This is a genomic window from Paenibacillus mendelii, from assembly GCF_024498075.1.
Taxonomy (GTDB): Bacteria; Bacillota; Bacilli; order Paenibacillales; family Paenibacillaceae; genus Paenibacillus_Z; species Paenibacillus_Z mendelii.
Map to the genome: position 1 here is coordinate 730,900 of NZ_JANHOF010000003.1, position 19,416 is coordinate 750,315.

Sequence of the window (19,416 nt, forward strand, 5' to 3'; positions counted from 1 at the left end):
TGATGCGGCGCGACGAATCCAGACCGCTCCTGAATCCGAATGTCCTATCGGAAGAGCAGCGGCACATGTTCGAGGCGATGAAAGGCAGTCCGGTAACGGTTCTGCAAATCGGTGAAGGTAACTTTCTGCGCGGCTTCGTGGATTGGATGCTGCATGAGTGCCGAAAGCAAGGGTTATTTGCCGGAAGCGCAGCGGTTACGCAGCCAAGACCATCGGGAGCTCCGAAGATTGAAGCGCTGCGGAATCAGGAAGGCTTGTATACGCTGGTTACCCGAGGCCTAGAGAACGGGGAGCGGGTGGAGCGCCAGGAAATGATCGCCGTATTCGCTGAGGTATTCGATCCTTATTCGAATTGGGAGCAATTCCTGAAGCTGGCGGAATCGCCGGAGCTTGCGACGATTATTTCCAATACGACGGAGGCAGGGCTGGCCTATCGGCCGGAAGAGCTTGTGGAGGGCGTTCCGGTTGCTTCTTTCCCGGGTAAAATCACCCTTCTGCTCTATCGCAGATTCCTTGCTTTCGACGGGGCGGAGGACCGCGGGCTCATTCTCTTGCCTTGCGAACTGCTGGAGCGTAACGGTGACGAGCTCCGCCGCTGCGTTCTTCAATTCAGTGAAGATTGGGGATTTCCGGAGTCATTCCGCCAGTGGGTGGTTCGCTCCAACCGGTTTTTGAATTCATTAGTGGATCGCATCGTGACCGGATATCCGGAGGATGAGGCCGAAGCTTGGTTCGCCGAATGGGGTTACCGCGATGAGCTGCTTAATACGGCGGAGCCGTATCATTTTTGGGCGATTGAAGCGGAGCCGGAGCTGGATGCACGCCTTCCATTCCGCCGCGCGGGGCTTAATGTACACTGGGTCCATGATTTAAAGCCGTATCAGCTTCGGAAGGTTAGGATCTTGAATGGGGCGCACACGCTGATGACCCCGCTCGGCATTCTGCTGGGGCTTGAACAGGTACGCGATGTGATGGGGCATGATGAGCTGGGGGTCTTCGTGCGCGAGACTGTGATGAACGATATTATTCCTGTCGTTCCGCTGCCTGAGGAGGAACTGAAGGATTTTGCCGCGGCGGTGTTCGAGCGGTTCAGCAATCCGTTCATCCGTCACCGGTTATCGGATATTGCCATGAACAGCATTAGCAAGTTCAAGGTGCGGCTGCTCCCTACGCTGCTTTACTATTCCGAGTGTGGAGAGCGCATACCGGACCGGCTTATTCAAGGCTTCGCCGCACTTCTTCGTTATTATAAAGTCGACAGGCTTGATGATGGCAGCTTTGTAGGCAGGACGCTGACAGGCCAGCAGTATACCGTCAGGGATGACGCCGGATTCGTTGAAGAGCTTCGGACCGCATGGTCGTCCGCAGAGGCTGAGAATGCCGGAATACCCCCGCAGCACCTGAAGGCACGTCGGCTGCTGGTATGTACCCCGGTTTGGGATCAGGATTTGTCCGCGGTAAAGGGGCTAGCCGAAGCGGTAGGCAATCAATTGGATAAACTGGAGGAACGGTATGAATAACTGGATTCGTCTGCACGAGAAGGACCATGTGATCATCGCGCTTCGGGATTACGCCAAGGGAGAGCAGCTTGTTGGAGTGAATCCTTCCGAAGACACCGTCATCGAGCTTCAGGACGATGTGAAGAAAGGACATAAAATTATAACCAGGGCCGTGCGCCAGGGTGAGGATGTTCTGAAGTTCGGCAGCTCGATCGGCAGGGCAAAGCAGGATTTGAGCGCCGGCAGCTGGGTGCACACACATAACCTGGGTACCGGATTAAGCGGCATAATCGACTATTCCTATATGCCGGATGAATCCGTTTTGAAAGCGTTTACCAGTCCTGCTGGGGGCTCCCAGCGTACCTTCTCAGGTTATATTCGCGACAATGGCGATGTCGGTATACGCAACGAGATATGGATCATCAACACTGTCGGCTGTATCAACAAAACCTGCGAGACGTTAGCACAGCGCGCCAGCTCCATGCTTGGCAGGCAAGTAGACGGCGTCTATCATTTTGCCCATCCGTTCGGCTGCTCCCAGCTTGGCGACGATTTGACGTACACGCAGAAGCTGCTTGCTTCGCTGGTCCAGCATCCGAATGCAGCCGGTGTGCTCGTTGTTGGGCTGGGCTGCGAGAATAACCAGATCGATTCGTTCAAGCAGAAGCTGGGGAGCTATGATCCGGAACGTGTGCTGTTCATGAAGGCGCAGGAGGTCGAGGACGAGCTGGAGGTCGGTCTTGAGCTGATCGGAAGGTTGGCCGAGCATGCGCAGCGATTCAAGCGCCAGGCTGTACCCGTATCCAAGCTCAAGCTGGGGTTGAAGTGCGGCGGCTCGGACGGTTTATCCGGCATCACGGCGAATCCTCTCGTTGGAACGCTGTCGGACCGTCTGATCGGCGAAGGCGGAAGCGCAATTCTGACGGAAGTACCGGAAATGTTCGGTGCCGAGACGATTCTGATGAATCGTGCCGCGAGTGAAGAGATTTTCGTGAAGATCGTCGGTTTGATCAACGATTTCAAGCAATATTTTATCCGCCATGATCAAGAGATCTATGAGAATCCGTCTCCTGGCAACAAGGACGGGGGAATCAGCACGCTGGAGGAGAAGTCGCTTGGCTGCACGCAGAAGGGCGGGCACGCGATCGTGACCGATGTTGTGCCTTATGGCGGACGGGTGACTAAGGAAGGGCTGAGCCTGCTAGAGGCGCCTGGCAATGATCTCGTGTCCGTTACGGCCTTGGCTGCCGCCGGCGCGCATATCGTCCTGTTCACGACCGGGCGGGGAACGCCATTCGGGGGACCGGTGCCGACCGTGAAGATATCAACAAACAGCGAATTGGCGGACCGCAAGAAGAATTGGATCGATTATAACGCGGGGCAGTTAATCGAAGGCAAACCGATGAATGAGTTAACGGATGAGCTATGGGAGCAGATTATCCGCTACGCTTCCGGCGAGGAAGAGACGAAGAACGAGCGCAATGGTTTTCGCGAAATCGCGATTTTCAAAGACGGCGTCATCTTGTGAGGCGCACGGGTTGAAACGAGAAATCAAGGCGTTATAGGGCGATTAATAACTCCATAGTGGGGTTCATGCAGATTGTAAGGAGGCTCATCAATTCATGAAAGGAATCATTTGCGAGCAGATCGAACGCTTCACCATGGTTGAGATGGAAGAACCCCCCGCGCCGAATGCGGGTGAGGCAGTTGTTCGCATACGCCGAATCGGAATATGCGGCACTGATCTCCATGCCTATAGGGGCAATCAGCCGTTCTTTTCGTACCCGCGCGTGCTCGGCCATGAATTAGCCGGTATCGTGGAAGCTGTCGGCGAGCATGTGACAGGCGTGCGCGAAGGGGATCAGGTCAGTGTCATCCCTTATATGGAATGCGGCCATTGTGTCGCTTGCCGAAACGGGAAGACCAACTGCTGCACGGATATGAAAGTCCTCGGCGTTCATATCGATGGCGGAATGCGCGAGCGGATGACACTTCCAGCGGATCACCTGATCGTTACGAATGGATTGACTCTTGATCAAGCTGCCATTCTAGAGCCGTTCAGCATTGGCGCACATGCCCTGCGCAGATCGGAGCTGCGCAAGGGGGAGACCGTACTGGTCATTGGCGGAGGACCGATCGGCCTGGGCGTGATGGCATTAGCTAAACAGCAAGGTGCACGGGTTATCGCGATGGATGTCAAGGACGACCGGCTCGCGTTCTGCAGGGAATGGGCTGGGGCCGATCATACCGTGAACGCGCAGCAGGAACCGATCGGGCGGCTGAGGGAACTGACGGATGGTGAATTTCCAACGGTCGTGTTCGATGCGACGGGAAATATGCATTCGATGAACGATTCGTTCCAATTCGTCGCCCATGGCGGCAAGCTTGTATTCGTGGGCCTGGTGAAGGCGGATATTACGTTCCACGATCCGGAGTTTCACAAGCGCGAGCTGACACTGCTGGCAAGCCGCAATGCGACGCGAGCCGACTTTGACACGGTTATGGTGGCTGTTCGGGATGGAAGCATTGATGTTAGCCGGTATATCACACATCGGGTCGGATTCGTCGACATGATCGATCAGTTTGAGGGCTGGATGCAGCCGGGAGCAGGCGTCATTAAAGCGATGGTAGAGCTATAGCAGCGAATGTGCCGGCATCTATTTCCAATCAGAGCTTGAAGAATCGACGAGGAGAATGAGAGGAGATGAGGGGTAATGACCGCCTTTTTTATTCTAACGGATCTTGAGGGACCCGCAGGGGTGGACAGTTTCACGCAGACTCGCCCGGATGACGGATTCCCGGAACGGGTGGAAGCCGCCAAGGAACTGCTGACCCGGGAGGTCAATGCTTGCATAGAAGGGATCCGATCGGTCTATCCGGATTGCCGAATCGATGTCTGGGACGGCCATGGACCGGGCGGGTTGAAAGCGGATGGCTTGATCGGGGGCAGCTATTTGAGAGAAGGCCAGCCCTACAAGAAGCTGGAAGGCTATAAGGCGCTTCTGTTTGTTGGCCAGCACGCTATGGCGGGAACGATCAACGGTCCCTTATGTCATACCTATTCTTCGAGGACGATTGCCTACTACAAGCTGAATGGCACATTTATCGGGGAGTTTGGAGCAAGAGCGCTTATTGCCGGCAAGCAGGGCGTGCCGACCATCTTCTTATCCGGTGACGACAAGGCAGCCCTGGAAGCCCGCATGTTTGTTCCGGATATCGAAACAGCCGTTGTGAAGGCAGGCCATGGTATAGAGGCCGCTGTCCACTTGACCGGGGAGGAAGCCTGCAGAACAATTCGGGAAGGCGCAGCCCGTGCAGTACGGCGCATACCGGAAATCACGCCTTTCACCGGTATATCAGCACCCTATGTGCTGGAGATCGGATATTTAAACCCACTCCAGGGCAGCGAAGGAACGGCTGATCCGCGTGTCGAGAGGGTTAATGACCGGACCATTCGCATATCCAGCGATGAGCTGAATGCGTTACCGATTTAACGGGACTTATCTGCGGTGACCGATACAAATGCGTAAGCGGTGGAGCTTTCGAAGAAGTAATACTTGATAAACGAAACGATACCTCTCCTTTTCGTTGGTAATTGGCCTTGCTTCCAATCCAACAAGGAGAGGTTTCTTGTGGTCCATCCCCTGCGGTCCTTAATCATTCTTAAATCACGTGTGGGATAATCTTCAGGCTGTAATTAACATCGAGGGTTATTGCAAGGTCAAAGATTATAGCTGCTCGCCTTGACATACCCATAGGGGGTATTATATATTGAGATGGTGAGGTGAAAAATTATGGCGAACCAAGAGGAATTGCATGAAGCCGATGATGCCTGCTGCGCCGCGGATAGTGATAGTCATAGGAAGAGCCATCATTCGGACAAAACGAAGAGCAATCTGATCTCTCGTCTTAACCGGATTGAAGGACAGATTCGCGGTGTCAAAGGGATGATCGAGAAGGATACGTATTGCGATGATGTGTTGAACCAGATTGCAGCGATTCAATCAGCCTTGAACAGCGTGGGCAAGCTTCTGCTTGAAGGACATATGAAGAGCTGCGTTGTGGAACGCATCCATGCCGGAGATCATGAAGTCATTGACGAATTACTGATTACGGTGAATAAATTGATGAAATAATAGCAGTTATGCGGGCCGTCTCCGATGGCCTTTCTTTATACAAAATTTTATACCCCTTAGGGGTATTTAAGGCGTGAATAATCACAAATTTATCTTCAAGGGCAGCGGGGATTGATATGAGAACGATCTTGGTGGTAGACGATGAAGTGAAAATTAGAGATGTGGTCGTATCCTATTTGAAGCGTGAAGGGTTTCGAGCACTGGAAGCGGCGGCAGGCCGCGAGGCGCTGCATATGCTGCAGCGCCAGTCCGTCGATCTTATCATTCTGGATCTTATGCTTCCAGATATGGATGGGGAGCTTGTGTGCCAGCGCATACGCACCATTAATTCGGTCCCGATTCTCATGCTGACCGCCAAAGCGTCGGAAAACAATCGGATCAAAGGCTTGTCTATGGGGGCGGACGATTATTTAACCAAGCCATTCGATCCGCGCGAGGTCGTGGCACGGGTGCGGGCGATTCTGCGAAGGACGGATGACGGTCATTTGCTTGCGGATCGCCTATCGTTCAACCAAGGACATCTGGAAATCGATTCCTTAAAGCATTCGGTGTTCTGTCATGGGGAAATGGTCAGCTTAACCCCGAATGAATACAAGCTGCTGCTAGCCTTAGCGAAATACCCTCAGCGGCAGTTCACCCGCGAGGAATTGGCGGATAAGGTGATGGGTTACGATTTTGACGGCGATATTCGCACGATTGATCAGCATGTCAAGAACATTCGGCACAAAATTGAACAGGACCCGAAGAACCCTCGCTACATCGTGACGGTTTACGGTTCCGGTACCGGTTTGCAGGCGGTGTCCAATGATTAAACGTCTGCACGCGCGCTTGGCTCTAATCATCATCGGTACGGCGACATGTATTTTATTAATATCCGCTATTAGCATCATATTGGCAACGCATTATCACATATCCATGTTCCAGGATCAAGCTGCCGGGATGAGCCATGATGGTTCATTATTGGATTATCATTTGGAACAGGCTCTTGTCCAATCGATTATATGGACGTTCGCCGGCTCCATGATCCTTGCGATCCTCATCGGTATATATGTGGCCAAACGAATTACGAAGCCGCTGGTCGATATGAAACAGGCTGCGGAGCAAATGTCGGACGGCCAGCTCGACGTTAGAGTATCCATCGGCGGAGGAGATGAGCTTGCGGAATTAGGTACCTCGCTGAACGAGCTGGCCGGGCAGCTGCACAGACAAGAGCAGCTTCGGATCACGATGACTGAAGACATTGCCCATGAGCTTCGTACGCCGCTAGCCACGTTGAAGAGTCACATGCGGGCATTCGAGGATGGCATTTGGGAACCGACTCCCGAGCGTATCCATTCCTGCTATGAGGAAATAGAGCGACTTGCTGAGATGGTAGCCGAATTGGAAGATTTGACCCACCTGGAATCTCCAGCTTTTCAACTGGTGAGACAGCGAGTGCAGCTGCAATCGATCATTGAACAGGGGACAGACCTTGTAGCGGCGGCTTTTCTGGAAAAGGGGGTTGAGCTTACATTTAACTGCGGACCGGGCATCCGGATTATGGCGGACCGGAATCGAATCATTCAAATTTTGGTCAATCTGCTTAGCAATGCTCTAAAGTTCACGCCGCCGAGCGGCAAGGTGAGAATAGAAGCGATCGAGGAACTGAACGATGTATTTATTACCGTTCAGGATTCAGGCAGCGGCATTGAGGAGGAAGATTTGCCGCATATCTTTGACCGGTTTTATCGGGGCGATAAGTCCCGGAACCGGCGAACCGGCGGCAGCGGTCTGGGGCTAACGATTGTGAAGAAGCTGGTCAGCGCTCATGGAGGGCAGGTGTGGGCAGAACGCAATCAAGGGACACGGATTCATATCCGACTTCCTCGAAGCGGGCGAGAATTGTAGGCGGAACAACTTCATCTACACAGGATCTTCAAAAGTGGTGGTTATACTAATCCTATCCTGGCTATCGTATGACTCTGTTCTGCGAAAGCCTGCGGATTGTACAGCGGCGGCGGCCGCCCTGCTGCACCATGAATAGGAGGTCATAGGATGAGAAAGACAATGAAAGTGGCGATCATCGCCGTTGCAGCGGCGATGACCTTAACCGGTTGTTTAAGTAATAATGATGCGGGGCAAAATCAATCGTCGACTGAGTCTGCTGATCGCCCATGGATTGGAACGAAGAACACGACGCGCATCAACTCTAGCGATCCAGCCGAGGCAGCCGTTATTGTATCGCAAACCCTGTGGATGGCGACCAGCGATGATAACCGGCCGGGGGGAGTCGTACTGGCGAATCCGGAGGATTGGCAGACGACGATTGCCAGCGCTGATTTAATTCATCATCCGAACAACGGTCCGGTGTTATTCGTGACTAAGGACGGGATCCCGGACGTTACGTTGAACGAGCTAAAGCGATTAAAGCCGACGGGCGTGGACATGAACAACGGCGTCCAGGTCGTTCTGGTGGGTGATCTGGATCAGAAGGTAGAGGTGGAAGTCAAAGGACTTGGATTGAAAACAGACCGAATTACAGGCGGAAATCCAGCAGCGGTCGCGCAAGCTATCGATGCCTACTATGCGAAGGTTACGAAGGAAACCCCGGCTTCGGTTATTATAGGTTCGATGGATAGTCAGGAGTATACGATACCTGCCGTGAACTGGATCTCTCACATGCCTGAGCCGCTGCTCTATGTCCGGAAGGATGAAATCCCCGGAGAAACAGTCGATGCGCTAAAGACGCGGGGAGGTAAGGCTAATATGTATATTCTTGGCCCGGAATCCGTCGTGTCCGCTAAAGTGGAGGAGCAATTGGGCGAATACGGGAAGGTGGTACGCATCGCAGGGAATGATCCTTACGAGAATGCCGTTGCTTTCGCAACATATAAAGATCCGGCAACCGGGTTTGGATGGGGGATTACGACGCCGGGACACAATTTCTCTTTTGTCAGTCTGGAAACGCCAGCTCTAGCTCTCGCAGCCGCTCCATTCTCGCATCTTGGTAAACATGCACCGCTGCTGTGGACAGAGAAAGATAAAATGCCGGATAGCGTTCATAACTATGTGATGTCCATTCAACCGAAGTATACAATGACTCCTACCGAAGGCCCCTATAATCATGCCTGGTTAACGGGGAACGAAGAAGCGCTCAGTACCGCCGCACAAGGAGAAGTCGATACAATGCTGGAAATCGTATCCGAATCCGGGGCAGGCCATGGCGGCCACGGGAGCGGCAATACCGATACGGATACGCCGGCCGAGGACGAAGGAAACGGACATGATATGTCGAGCATGCCGGGAATGAAGCATTAAGTTGCAATAAGCAAGTTAGGCCAGCATCGGGGCTGGGCTTGCTTGGATAGAGTGAACCGCTATAACGCATTGGCTGCTGACAATAATACAATAACGATCGAATTGCGATCCCCCTGCTTCTTAGGGGGATTTTTTCGTTGAGCGTATTCTTGATGATCGGGTGGAGAAGGTGCTCCTCATATTGTTGCAATTAACAATATTTACATAATAGATTAATTGCCGGATTACAAACCACGCTTATAATCAGCCTTGTACATATACGAGTCTTGTGGGAGGGAAGCAGTCCGGTGTTGGCAGCCGGGCGAATGGCAGTAGAGAGACAAGAAGAAAACGCATATATCCGGCGCATGCAGGCAGCGGGGAAAAGCGGCTTCAATCGGCACCATGCTTGAAACGGTAAGGCGATCTCGACGAACGACAAAGTTAACGAAGGAAAGGACGTCCATCCATGTCAATGAAGAAAACGGTCATGCTCACCGTGCTTGCCGCGGCGCTCAGCACATCGGCGGCCGGTGTCGGATCTGCGGCATCTGTCACGCACTCCGAGGCTCAGCCCGTTACGATGTTCATCAATGATGCGGCTGCATCCATTCGCGCATTAAGCTACAACGGAGCGACATTGATTTCTGTTCGCGATCTTGGTACTGCAGCCGGCGCTTGGTTTGAAGTCGGTGCAAACAGCAGCGTGAATGTTTACTACGAAGGTCACACCATCCAACTGACATCATTCTCGAGTACGGTACTCGTGGACGGTGAGCAGGTACAGCTGACTTCTCCTGTCGTCAACGTGAAGAACAGCCTGTACATCGATCTTGCAGGATTCTTGGCTGCCCTGGGCATTGAACGTTCGGTCGACAGCCAAGGCCAAGTAAGGATCGATGCTACCAAGCTGCTGCAGGATGTGGAGCATCCGGTATGGATGAACAACGGGACGCTGATTGTCAGTCAGCTGACGGAAGAAGGACGTGTCGATTATACGCTGGATGCCAAGACAGGCGCATTCGCAGAGCTGCTTCGTTCCACGGGCACATCGAGCTTGACGATTGTTTCCGGAGGCGGCAAGGCAGCCTACACGGACGAGAATGGCGCGATATTCGTCATCGACCTCGTGAGCAAAGCTGCCTCGCAGGTTTCGGGAGACAGCTCCATCAAGCCGGAGCTCGTATGGTCGGAGGATAGTACTGCGATCTACTTCCTGCAGGGAGACAAGGGCAGTGTTATTGCCAAGCTGAATTTGGCTGACGGGAAAATTTCGAAGGTGCTGGAAGACAAGGTCGATTACAAATCGAACCTGGCCGTCTCAGCGGATGGCAAGACATTTGTCTACACCGTTACGAAGCCGGGAGCTGTAACCGCTGATGGCAGCAAGCCGGTGGAGTCGGATGACGTAGCCATCGATATGACGGGTACAGAGCCTCAAGTCTATCTGTTTGATTCCTCGAGCAAGGAAGCGAAGGCTTCGCAGCTAACCTCCTCAACAGATGACAAAATATTCGTTGGCTTGTCTTCAGACGGCGGCAAGGCGTTCTATATCAGCATGGCAGAGAATAATCCGTCCGCGCTCGTAGCCGTTGCGAAGGATAAGACGGTTACAACACTTGTCGGTGACAAGGATGTGCTGCAAGCGGCGCTGCTCGGCGATAAGCTGATTGTTCTAACGGCTGAATCGAATGGCCAAGCCATATATGAGGTTGACGCCGCAGCCGGCACAACGAAGCTAGTCTATCACGTATCCGATGAAGTCAGCGAAGTGATTGCGGCTGCCGGTGCGCCGATTGCGATCGTTCAAGGCGGTCAAGTGCTTATCGACAACAATGGTCAATGGAAGAAAGTATCGAAATAATCCCTTAAATCGAGAGGAGAAGTAAAATACGATGAAAACGAAATGGTTCAAACATACGCTGCTTACGGTCCTGGCCGTAGCAGTCGCATTCGGCAGTGTATCCGCGGCCAGTGCGGCGAGCAAGCTGAACGGTAAGATTGTCATTAACGGCTCTTCCGCGCTGCTCCCGCTTACTCTTCAGGCAGCTAACGAGTTTAAGAAGAAGAACCCTAAGGTGAAAATTTCCGCATCTGCGGCTGGCTCCGTCACAGGGCCTCAATCCGTGCGTAAGGGCATTGCCGATATTGGCGCATGCGATTGGGACGCTTCGTTGGATGTACCGGGTTTCAAGGCATTCGACGGTCAAGTCGCCAATAAAGTCGCGGTTATCCCGTTTGCAGCTGTCGTGAATAAAGGTGTTAAAGCGACGAATCTGACGACCAAGCAGCTGCAGGGCATTTTCTCCGGTAAGATTAAGAATTGGAAAGAGGTCGGCGGGGATGATGCGGAAATCGTAGTGGTGAACCGCGCTTTCGGCTCCGGCACTCGCGTTAATTTTCAGATGAAGGCTTTGGACGGTACGAATTTCATGAGCAAGGGCGATAACTACAAGGAAGTTAAATCGAGCGGCGACATGAAAACTGCCATTGAAACGACGCCGAACGCAATTGGCTATATCGATCTGGTCTATGTAACGGATAAAATGCGTGCCCTCAACATTAACAGCTATGCCCCGACGGAAGCCAATATCATTAGCGGCAAATATACGGTATGGGCTTATGGCTATTACATGACCAAAGGCAAGCCTACGGGCGCGGTCAAAGCGTTCATCGAGTACGTGCAAAGCAAGGAGTTCCAGAACGGTTCCTTGAAGAAGCTCAAGTTTATTCCAATCTCGGCTATGAAGAACTAACGGAACGCTAGCAATAGAGGGAGCCAGCCTCGGCATCAAGACGCGAGGCTGGCTTCTTTACGAAGCGAAGAGTTCCACAGCTCCTTCGGAAGCGAAGATCTCCACAAAACAAAGCCTATGCTTACGAAGCAAGTTTTGTTCCACCTCGCTCCTACGGAAGCGAAGAGTTCCACAAAACAAAGCCTATGCTTACGAAGCAAGTTTTGTTGCGAAGTAAAATATGTAAGTAACGCTCCACATAACTTTTAGGAGGAATCAACATGCTGGACGTCAAGGCATCCAGCGGCGGAGGGGTGGCCGGCGAGCTGGGCAGAAGTCTCCACACCCGCTCAGGCCGATCGTTCGACCGCAGAACCAGACTGTCTTTCTATAACCGCACCTTCAAAGTGATCTGTATTGCAAGCGCCATATTCGTCTGCTTGATCTTGTTCTCCATCCTATTCCTCATGGGGAGAACGGGGATGCTGACGTTCAATGAAGTGTCTGTCGCCGAGTTCTTCTTCTCCACCGAGTGGGTACCTGAGAATGAACAATATGGCGCACTCGTCTTCATATCCGGAACCTTCGTGCTGACGGCGCTGACCATGCTTATCTCCGTCCCCATCTCGGTTCTTGTAGCCGTGTTTCTAGCCGAGATGTCCCCGCGCTGGCTGAGGACGCTCCTCCGTCCGGTACTCGATTTGCTTGTAGGGATCCCGTCCGTTGTCTACGGATTTCTGGGCATGACCATTCTGATTCCCGTGCTACGCGATATCACGGGCACAAACATTGGAGACGGTCTTCTTGCGGCAGCAATAGTACTCACCATCATGGTGCTGCCGACGATTAGCCGTATTAGCGACGACGCCATTACCGCCGTGCCGAAGAAATATCGAGATGCCTCATATGCGCTCGGCGCGTCTCGGTTTCAGACGATCGTCAAGGTCGTCCTCCCGGCTGCGCGCAGCGGCATCATGTATGCAGGCATTCTGGGTATGGCCCGTGCAATCGGAGAGACGATGGCGGTCGTGATGGTCATCGGCAACACACCGCAGCTGGCCAGCGCGCTGTTCCAGCCAACAGCCGTGCTGACAAGCAATATTGTGATGCAAATCGCGAATGTTCCCTTCGACTCTACATGGAACTATGCGCTGTACATGATGGGCTTCCTGCTGCTCTTGATCTCGCTTCTGATGATTGTTGCTATTCGTATGCTGCAAAGAAAGGGAGCTGTCTCATGAGCGCTGAATCGAAATCAGCATTCGCGTCGAGAAAAGGCTGGAGCCATAAGCGCAACCAGTTATTCACGATGATCGTCTGGGCGGTCGGCATCTGCACGATTCTGTTCATCTGCGGGCTGTTGTTTCTTATCCTGCAGAAAGGGTTACCCAAACTTAGTCTAGACTTCTTGTATGGCTTACCAAGTGAAATCGACCCCGGAGGCGGGATCGGTCCCACGTTGTTCAATTCCTTCTACGTCCTTATCATCTCGCTTCTTATCTCTATACCGCTTGGAATGTCGGCAGGCATCTACTTGGCCGAATTCGCTCCCGACAATACGTTTATCGGCTTTGTGCGGATTTGCGTGGAAGGTCTTGCCTCCGTGCCTTCGATCATCTTCGGGTTGTTCGGCATCGCGATTTTCGTTGAAGTCTTTCAAGTGGGATTGACGATACTTGGGGGAGCGGTAAGTCTTGCCTTCCTCAATCTTCCCGTCCTGACTCGGGTGACAGAGGAAGCCATTCGCGCTGTGCCGAGCGAGATGAAGAATGCCTCTTTCGCCCTTGGCGGTACGCATTTGCAGACCATTCGCCGCGTGCTTATTCCAGTCGCACTCAATGGAATAATAACGGGTATTTGCCTCGTAGCAGGAAGAGCCTTCGGGGAAAGCGCGGTGATCATTCTGACGGCTGGGGTATCGACCTCCGGGGAAATGTGGGACTTCAGCTTGTTCTCCCCGGGCGCGACGCTTGCGGTGCATCTGTGGTATGTACAGTCTGAGGCCATCGTTCCGGATGCAGCAGAGATTGCCGATAAAGCAGCTGCGGTCCTCGTATTCGTGGTCCTGCTGATTAATGTGCTGTTCCGGCTTCCTCTTCTGCTACATGTGCGAAGAACCCGTTGATCTCTTCAGAATTTAGGATGACACCGAAGTTCGTTCAGGATAACGATATGTTAATCCGAACGGGCTTTTTGTTGATTATCGCGATATGAAGTCTATATTTATCCATTTTCACACTCCATTTACACTCCGTTATCCTTCCGTTAATGCTAAAGTCCTATAGTAAAAACATAGAGACAGATTAATGAAGGGAGCACATGCCATGACCAGAACGGGTGTCACCATCAGCGGGCTCGAGCAAGGTGCTGCAGCAGAGGCGATTCAAGAGAGGGAACATGCATCGACTTTTCATGATTTTATGAGACCAGCTTACAACGTTCATCCCTCTTCTAAATGCCGGGAAGTGATCGATAAATTCAATGCGCTAACCGATTGTGAGTGCGTCGTCGTCAGCGATGATAATGAGAGGCCTATTGGTCTAGTCATGAAGTCCCGGTTGTCACTGCTTCAAACGCATCGTTACGGCAAAGAGCTATATTACGACCGCTCCATCGTTAAGCTGATGGACAGCGAGGCCCTTATGGTAGAGCAGTCGATCATGGAGCAGGAGCTTATCGAGCGTGCCCTTGGACGTGATGAGAAGACGCTGTATGATTGTGTAATCCTCATGGAGCAGGGCCGTACGGCTGGCATATTGACCATGGCTGACCTGCTTAAGCTGTCCCGGATGATGCAGCAGGAGAGCTTGCAGGCCCAGATCCGCACGGTGACCGGTGCGGATGATATGATGCGTGACATCGACAAGTCGGTCGTCGAAGTGCTCGAAGCTGCGAAGATTGGGGAGCGGATGTCTGAAACGATGGTCGATCTGACGCTCAAGGGAAAGCATGAGCTCGACCAGGTTGCATCCGTGTTCCACCGTTTGACGGACAAGACGACACATCAAGTGCAGCAGATCGGAGAGCTTCAGAGAAGGGCGGATGCCATCGACCGCGTATCCAAGCTGATCCATGAGCTTGCGGATCAGAGCAATCTGCTGGCAGTCAACGCTTCTATTGAGGCTGCGCGCGCGGGAGAGCATGGGAGGGGCTTCGCTGTGGTTGCTGACGAAATTCGGAAGCTATCTGCGCAAACGAAACAGTCCGCCGGTGAAATCAACAGCCTCATACGTTCGATTACGGAAGCCGTAAAGCTCACGGTCGAGCTTGTGGAGGATGGGAGGAATGACGCGATCGCAAGCGGGGATTCCGTGAATGAAGCTTCCAGTGCGTTCGAACAGTTATTTCACGCGGCTGGAAGCAACCGCACAAGTGCCGTCCAAATCGGGAACTTGGCCGGTCATGCTTACCGGCAATCGGAACGGGTCCTGATCGATATCAGGCAGCTCATGAACGACATGCAGACAGGCGGGATCCACCTTTATTAATTATTGACAGCAGGCAGAGTACGAGCATCAATCGAAGTCCATTCAACAAGGAGCAGGCTGCCGCGGGAGCCTGTTTTTTCTCGCAGTATGTTGGTCACCGCCTTGATTGCCTTCTTCAAGCCCGGGTTGCCCGTAGTCCGGAGAACCCACAATATGAGAACGGAACGAAGAAGCAGCATTTTATCTTGACAGATTCAGTGATAACGATTATCATTCTCCTGAGTGATGATGAGAATGATAATCAATGAAAGATTGGTGTGATGATAGATGTCCCGCTTGACAACGAATCAACTTTCTCTTGCATACGGCAGCAGGCAAATTGTACAGGGGCTGAACCTGCACATTCCGGATGGTCAAATAACGGCACTGGTGGGTGCTAACGGCTCCGGGAAATCGACGATCCTGAAGTCCATGGCCCGTATTCTTAATCCGGCAGCGGGCGGCGTCTATTTGGACGGGAAGCTGATTCACCGTCAACCAACCAAGGAAGTCGCCAAACAGCTGGCGATTCTTCCGCAAAACCCGACATCGCCTGAAGGACTAACCGTTCGCGAGCTGGTCTCGTACGGCCGATTTCCTCATCAGAAGGGGTTTGGCAATCTGACGCAGGAAGACAATCAGATGGTGGATTGGGCGCTGCATGCAACCGGTATGTCGGAGTTCGGCGATCGGGCTGTCGACGAGTTGTCCGGAGGGCAGCGCCAGCGCGCATGGATTGCCATGGCCGTTGCTCAAGGGACGAATGTGCTGCTGCTCGATGAACCGACCACGTTCTTGGATATGGCGCATCAGATGGAAGTCATGATCCTGCTTGAGAAGCTCAATCAAGAGCAGAAGCGAACGATTATTATGGTTCTGCACGATTTGAATCATGCAGCCAGATATGCTCATCATCTGGTTGCGCTCAAGAGCGGTGTCGTTCTGTATGAAGGGAACCCGGAGGAAGTCGTGACCAGCCATATGCTGCGCGATGTCTTCAATATTGATGCGGATGTCATTCCGGATCCACGCCATGGCGCGCCTCTATGCCTGCCCTACGGATTGGCAGCGGATCAGGAAATCAGCTCGGAAGCACTGCCTTCGGTGAGCAGCAGTCTGGACAAAGTCAAAGTGTTAGCGTAAATGTGTTGTGTGCGTGATTATTTCTAATAAAGAGGGGAAATAGAGAAATGAAAAGATCATTATACCTAGGTGGTTTAACGCTGTTGATCCTGTTAATTGTATCGGGCTGCGGCTCTTCGAACAACGGCAATGTGAATACAGGCAAGCATAATGGTTCTGCTGATAAGAACACACCGGCCTCTACGAATACGGAATCTCCAGGAGAGACGGCTGCAGAGCAGCCAATCACGATCAAGCATAATAAAGGAGAGACGGTATTAGACAAGCCAGCAAAGCGCGTTGTTGTGCTGGAATGGATATTTGCGGAATCCGTCGTCACGCTTGGCGTTCAGCCGGCAGGTAACGCCGATAATGCGGAATACGCAAAATGGGTAACGGCGGAAGCGGCATTAGGCGCGGATGTGCAAGACGTCGGCTTGCGTTGGGAGCCGAACTTGGAGACGATTGCTGCGTTGAAGCCGGATCTGATTATCTCGAATACCGACAATAACGCCGCAATCTACGACCAATTGAATGCTATTGCGCCGACGATTGAATTCGATCCTTATCCGGACGAGGGCGATGCGTATACCGGTATGGAGAATATTTTCAACACCATTGCCCTTGCCTTGGGTAAGACGGACGAAGCCGAGAAGGTCTGGAAGGACCTGGATCAATATTACGAAGACGCCAAAGCCAAGCTTGCCGCCGCCGGCAAAGCGGATCTGAATTATGTTGCCTCTCAGGCTTTCACGTCTCAGAATGCCATCACACTGCGGATGTTCACTGATACGTCTACTGTCTCGCAAACCTTAGACCGGATCGGACTCAAGAATGATTGGAAATCGGATAAATTTGAGAAGTACGGCTTTACGACTTCGACGATTGAAGCCTTGCCGGCAGTAACGGATTCTAACTTTATCTACATTGTTCAAGCAGACGATAATGTATTTGGCGAGCCGCTTAAAGACAATAAGGTATGGAACGGGCTGAACTTCGTGAAGGAGAAGCGAACCTATCCGATTGATGGCAGTACGTGGACTTTCGGCGGACCGCTATCTTCGAAAACGATTGTTGAACGCGTTGTAGCTGCTCTGACAAAATGATGAAGAAGCATTCGGAATCGTTATGGAGAGTCATTGGGGTATTCGGGGGCGGCATTGCCGCCCTAATTGTTCTCTTCTTTCTTAGTCTGTGCTTCGGTGAGGCGAAGGTCTCGTTCCAAGCCGTCATAGACGCGCTGTTCCATAGACAGGACATACCCGGACATAACATTGTCTGGGATTTGCGAATGCCCAGAACCTTGCTCGGTTTGCTGGCTGGTGCGGGCTTGGCCGTTGCGGGAGCGCTGCTGCAGACCATAACGAAGAATCCGCTAGCTTCTACGGATACGCTTGGGATTAACTCGGGCGCTTACTTCATGGTTGTGCTCGGCACAGCTTTCTTCCCGGCGGTTCTCTCAACTTCGCCGCTCTTGTTCGCTGCTCTTGGCGGAGCGATTGCCGCCATGGTTGCCTATATACTTGGCGGGGGACGGACGGCAAGCCCTATTCGCCTGGCGCTAGCCGGAATGATTGTATCGCTGGTCATTGAATCTTTTACGCGGGCGATCCACATCTTCAAAGCAACGGAAACGCAAAACTTGTTCTTATGGGGCGCCGGCAGCCTGGTGCAGGTTAATTGGACCGGTGTTCAATATGCGCTCCCATGGGTGATCGGAATACTAATTCTGGCGATCCTTCTTGGCAAGTCATTCGATGTGCTTGACTTGGATGAAGCCACGGCGCGCTCACTTGGCCAGAAGGTCGACCTGACCCGATTCATTGGACTGGCATTAGCTGTTCTCGTGGCAGCCGTTGTGGTGAGCGTCGTCGGGCCGATCGGCTTCGTCGGGTTAGTCGCACCGCATCTGATTCGGTTAGTTGGCTTGCGCAAGCATAGATGGCTCCTTCCAGGTGCAGCGTTGTGGGGAGCTATCCTCATTACGACGGCGGATGTATTGTCCAGAGTGATAAGAAGCAGCCTCGGTGAGATGCCGATTGGCGCGGTCATGGCAATCATTGGTGCACCTTGGCTAGTCTGGCTCGTTCTGCGGAAGATGAAGGGGTTAACGGGTTCCGGCCTACAGATGTCGATGAATGTAGGCGGCCGACCGGCTAAAGTAAACTATAATCGTCTCGTGATATTCTCGTTCATTATAGTTATCGGACTCATACTGATCAGCATGACCATGGGAGGCACTACAATTCCGCTGAAGCAATTATTCGCCAGTCTGCTGGGGGGGGATGAGTCTTCCTATTCGGTATTATTAAACTTGCGTCTACCCCGAACCTTCGTGGCTGCAGGGGCAGGTATTGCGCTTGCGGTAAGCGGGGTGCTAATCCAAGCAGCGGTTCGGAATCCGCTTGCCGATGCTTCGATTATCGGAGTCACCTCGGGAGCGGGCTTCGGGGCTATGCTTATCTTAATTGCTTGGCCGCAGGTGCCTGTCAGCCTGATGCCGCTTGCTGCGATGGTCGGAGGGACTGCAGCAGCTGCATGCGTCTTCCTATTTGCATGGCGCAAGAACCTGAATCCTTCCGTATTGATTTTATTGGGAATTGCAGTATCTGCCTTTGGTGCGGCGGGGATTCAAGCCTTGATCGTCCGAGGCTCCTTGTGGGGAAGCTCCGGCTACATCTGGCTTACCGGCTCTACCTATGGGCGGACCTGGGAGCAATTCAAGTTAATCTCTATCTTTCTCATTGTGCTGCTGCCAATCGCTTGGTATCTTGGACGCAGATTCGATCTTCTCGCATTCGGTGATGAGAGCTCGACAGGGATGGGTTTAGCGGTTCGCAAAACGAGGTTAGCTGCGATGATAGTCGGTGTTCTGCTTGCCGCCGGAGCGGTGTCCGTAGTCGGCACAGTCGGTTTCCTTGGTTTAATCGTACCGCATGCGGTGCGCGTTCTGATCGGGCATCATACACGGCAGTCCATTGTTCTGTCCAGCTTGTTCGGGGCGCTGCTGCTTGTACTGACGGATGCTCTTGGGCGTACGGTGCTCGCGCCCATTGAAATTCCCTCGGGTATGCTGATCACCTTGATCGGAGCTCCGTATTTCTTGTTCCTGATGGTGCGGACCTTTAGACGGAAAGCGTCTTAGGCTTGTGAAGTTGTGATATAGGCAAGGCAACGAAAA

General features: G+C 52.7%; 16 protein-coding genes. All 16 read left to right on the forward strand.

Annotated features, from left to right (window positions below):
* Nucleotides 1-2 precede the first annotated feature (2 nt).
* The 16 genes from NNL21_RS14005 (at nt 3) to NNL21_RS14080 (ending at nt 19,380) form a co-directional block, all read left to right on the forward strand.
* A complete protein-coding gene (locus tag NNL21_RS14005; protein WP_204819576.1) occupies nt 3-1,520 on the forward strand; it encodes a tagaturonate reductase in 1,518 nt (505 codons plus the stop codon).
* Complete coding sequence (locus NNL21_RS14010) at nt 1,513-3,027, forward strand: UxaA family hydrolase (protein WP_204819577.1); 1,515 nt, start codon at nt 1,513-1,515, stop codon at nt 3,025-3,027. The genes NNL21_RS14005 and NNL21_RS14010 overlap by 8 nt, the downstream gene beginning before the upstream one ends.
* Before the next feature lie 94 nt (nt 3,028-3,121).
* Nucleotides 3,122-4,138 carry a zinc-binding alcohol dehydrogenase family protein gene (locus tag NNL21_RS14015; RefSeq protein ID WP_204819578.1) on the forward strand — a complete coding sequence of 339 codons (1,017 nt, stop codon included), beginning with the start codon at nt 3,122-3,124 and terminating at the stop codon, nt 4,136-4,138.
* 75 nt (nt 4,139-4,213) lie between these two features.
* Nucleotides 4,214-4,993, forward strand: coding sequence for a M55 family metallopeptidase (locus NNL21_RS14020; protein WP_204819579.1), 780 nt, complete (start codon nt 4,214-4,216; stop codon nt 4,991-4,993).
* 300 nt (nt 4,994-5,293) lie between these two features.
* Nucleotides 5,294-5,635, forward strand: a complete 342-nt coding sequence (locus NNL21_RS14025) for a metal-sensitive transcriptional regulator (RefSeq protein ID WP_204819580.1) — start codon at nt 5,294-5,296, stop codon at nt 5,633-5,635.
* A 116-nt stretch (nt 5,636-5,751) separates the two neighbouring features.
* Complete coding sequence (locus NNL21_RS14030) at nt 5,752-6,447, forward strand: response regulator transcription factor (protein ID WP_204819581.1); 696 nt, start codon at nt 5,752-5,754, stop codon at nt 6,445-6,447.
* Nucleotides 6,440-7,522: a sensor histidine kinase gene (locus NNL21_RS14035; RefSeq protein ID WP_204819582.1), complete on the forward strand. Its 1,083-nt coding sequence runs from the start codon at nt 6,440-6,442 to the stop codon at nt 7,520-7,522. The genes NNL21_RS14030 and NNL21_RS14035 overlap by 8 nt, the downstream gene beginning before the upstream one ends.
* A 147-nt stretch (nt 7,523-7,669) precedes the next feature.
* Nucleotides 7,670-8,932: a cell wall-binding repeat-containing protein gene (locus NNL21_RS14040; protein ID WP_256555222.1), complete on the forward strand. Its 1,263-nt coding sequence runs from the start codon at nt 7,670-7,672 to the stop codon at nt 8,930-8,932.
* A 448-nt stretch (nt 8,933-9,380) separates the two neighbouring features.
* Nucleotides 9,381-10,775, forward strand: a complete 1,395-nt coding sequence (locus tag NNL21_RS14045) for a stalk domain-containing protein (protein WP_204819583.1) — start codon at nt 9,381-9,383, stop codon at nt 10,773-10,775.
* Between the two features lie 31 nt (nt 10,776-10,806).
* The gene (locus NNL21_RS14050; protein ID WP_204819584.1) at nt 10,807-11,667 is read left to right on the forward strand and encodes a phosphate ABC transporter substrate-binding protein; all 861 of its coding nucleotides are present in this window, start codon (nt 10,807-10,809) and stop codon (nt 11,665-11,667) included.
* 260 nt (nt 11,668-11,927) lie between these two features.
* Nucleotides 11,928-12,887, forward strand: a complete 960-nt coding sequence (gene pstC / locus NNL21_RS14055; protein ID WP_204819585.1) for a phosphate ABC transporter permease subunit PstC — start codon at nt 11,928-11,930, stop codon at nt 12,885-12,887.
* On the forward strand, nt 12,884-13,771 hold the full coding sequence (pstA, locus tag NNL21_RS14060) for a phosphate ABC transporter permease PstA (protein WP_204819586.1): 888 nt from the start codon (nt 12,884-12,886) through the stop codon (nt 13,769-13,771). The genes pstC and pstA overlap by 4 nt, the downstream gene beginning before the upstream one ends.
* A 199-nt stretch (nt 13,772-13,970) precedes the next feature.
* Nucleotides 13,971-15,134 carry a methyl-accepting chemotaxis protein gene (locus NNL21_RS14065; RefSeq protein WP_204819587.1) on the forward strand — a complete coding sequence of 388 codons (1,164 nt, stop codon included), beginning with the start codon at nt 13,971-13,973 and terminating at the stop codon, nt 15,132-15,134.
* A gap of 267 nt (nt 15,135-15,401) precedes the next feature.
* A complete protein-coding gene (locus NNL21_RS14070; RefSeq protein WP_204819588.1) occupies nt 15,402-16,256 on the forward strand; it encodes an ABC transporter ATP-binding protein in 855 nt (284 codons plus the stop codon).
* Nucleotides 16,257-16,303: 47 nt separating this feature from the next.
* Nucleotides 16,304-17,341 (forward strand): ABC transporter substrate-binding protein, encoded by a 1,038-nt coding sequence (locus tag NNL21_RS14075; protein WP_204819589.1) that lies wholly within the window; start codon nt 16,304-16,306, stop codon nt 17,339-17,341.
* Nucleotides 17,338-19,380 carry an iron ABC transporter permease gene (locus NNL21_RS14080; RefSeq protein ID WP_204819590.1) on the forward strand — a complete coding sequence of 681 codons (2,043 nt, stop codon included), beginning with the start codon at nt 17,338-17,340 and terminating at the stop codon, nt 19,378-19,380. Before NNL21_RS14075 ends, NNL21_RS14080 begins: the two co-directional genes overlap by 4 nt.
* Nucleotides 19,381-19,416 lie beyond the last annotated feature (36 nt).

Coding starts and splice junctions, on each gene's coding strand:
- NNL21_RS14070 (WP_204819588.1), top strand. CDS start 15,402: ATGTCCCGCTTGACAACGAATCAACTTTCTCTTGCATACGGCAGCAGG.
- NNL21_RS14075 (WP_204819589.1), top strand. CDS start 16,304: ATGAAAAGATCATTATACCTAGGTGGTTTAACGCTGTTGATCCTGTTA.
- NNL21_RS14080 (WP_204819590.1), top strand. CDS start 17,338: ATGATGAAGAAGCATTCGGAATCGTTATGGAGAGTCATTGGGGTATTC.
- pstC (WP_204819585.1), top strand. CDS start 11,928: ATGCTGGACGTCAAGGCATCCAGCGGCGGAGGGGTGGCCGGCGAGCTG.
- NNL21_RS14045 (WP_204819583.1), top strand. CDS start 9,381: ATGTCAATGAAGAAAACGGTCATGCTCACCGTGCTTGCCGCGGCGCTC.
- pstA (WP_204819586.1), top strand. CDS start 12,884: ATGAGCGCTGAATCGAAATCAGCATTCGCGTCGAGAAAAGGCTGGAGC.
- NNL21_RS14015 (WP_204819578.1), top strand. CDS start 3,122: ATGAAAGGAATCATTTGCGAGCAGATCGAACGCTTCACCATGGTTGAG.
- NNL21_RS14005 (WP_204819576.1), top strand. CDS start 3: ATGCGGCGCGACGAATCCAGACCGCTCCTGAATCCGAATGTCCTATCG.
- NNL21_RS14020 (WP_204819579.1), top strand. CDS start 4,214: ATGACCGCCTTTTTTATTCTAACGGATCTTGAGGGACCCGCAGGGGTG.
- NNL21_RS14025 (WP_204819580.1), top strand. CDS start 5,294: ATGGCGAACCAAGAGGAATTGCATGAAGCCGATGATGCCTGCTGCGCC.
- NNL21_RS14010 (WP_204819577.1), top strand. CDS start 1,513: ATGAATAACTGGATTCGTCTGCACGAGAAGGACCATGTGATCATCGCG.
- NNL21_RS14035 (WP_204819582.1), top strand. CDS start 6,440: ATGATTAAACGTCTGCACGCGCGCTTGGCTCTAATCATCATCGGTACG.
- NNL21_RS14030 (WP_204819581.1), top strand. CDS start 5,752: ATGAGAACGATCTTGGTGGTAGACGATGAAGTGAAAATTAGAGATGTG.
- NNL21_RS14065 (WP_204819587.1), top strand. CDS start 13,971: ATGACCAGAACGGGTGTCACCATCAGCGGGCTCGAGCAAGGTGCTGCA.
- NNL21_RS14050 (WP_204819584.1), top strand. CDS start 10,807: ATGAAAACGAAATGGTTCAAACATACGCTGCTTACGGTCCTGGCCGTA.
- NNL21_RS14040 (WP_256555222.1), top strand. CDS start 7,670: ATGAGAAAGACAATGAAAGTGGCGATCATCGCCGTTGCAGCGGCGATG.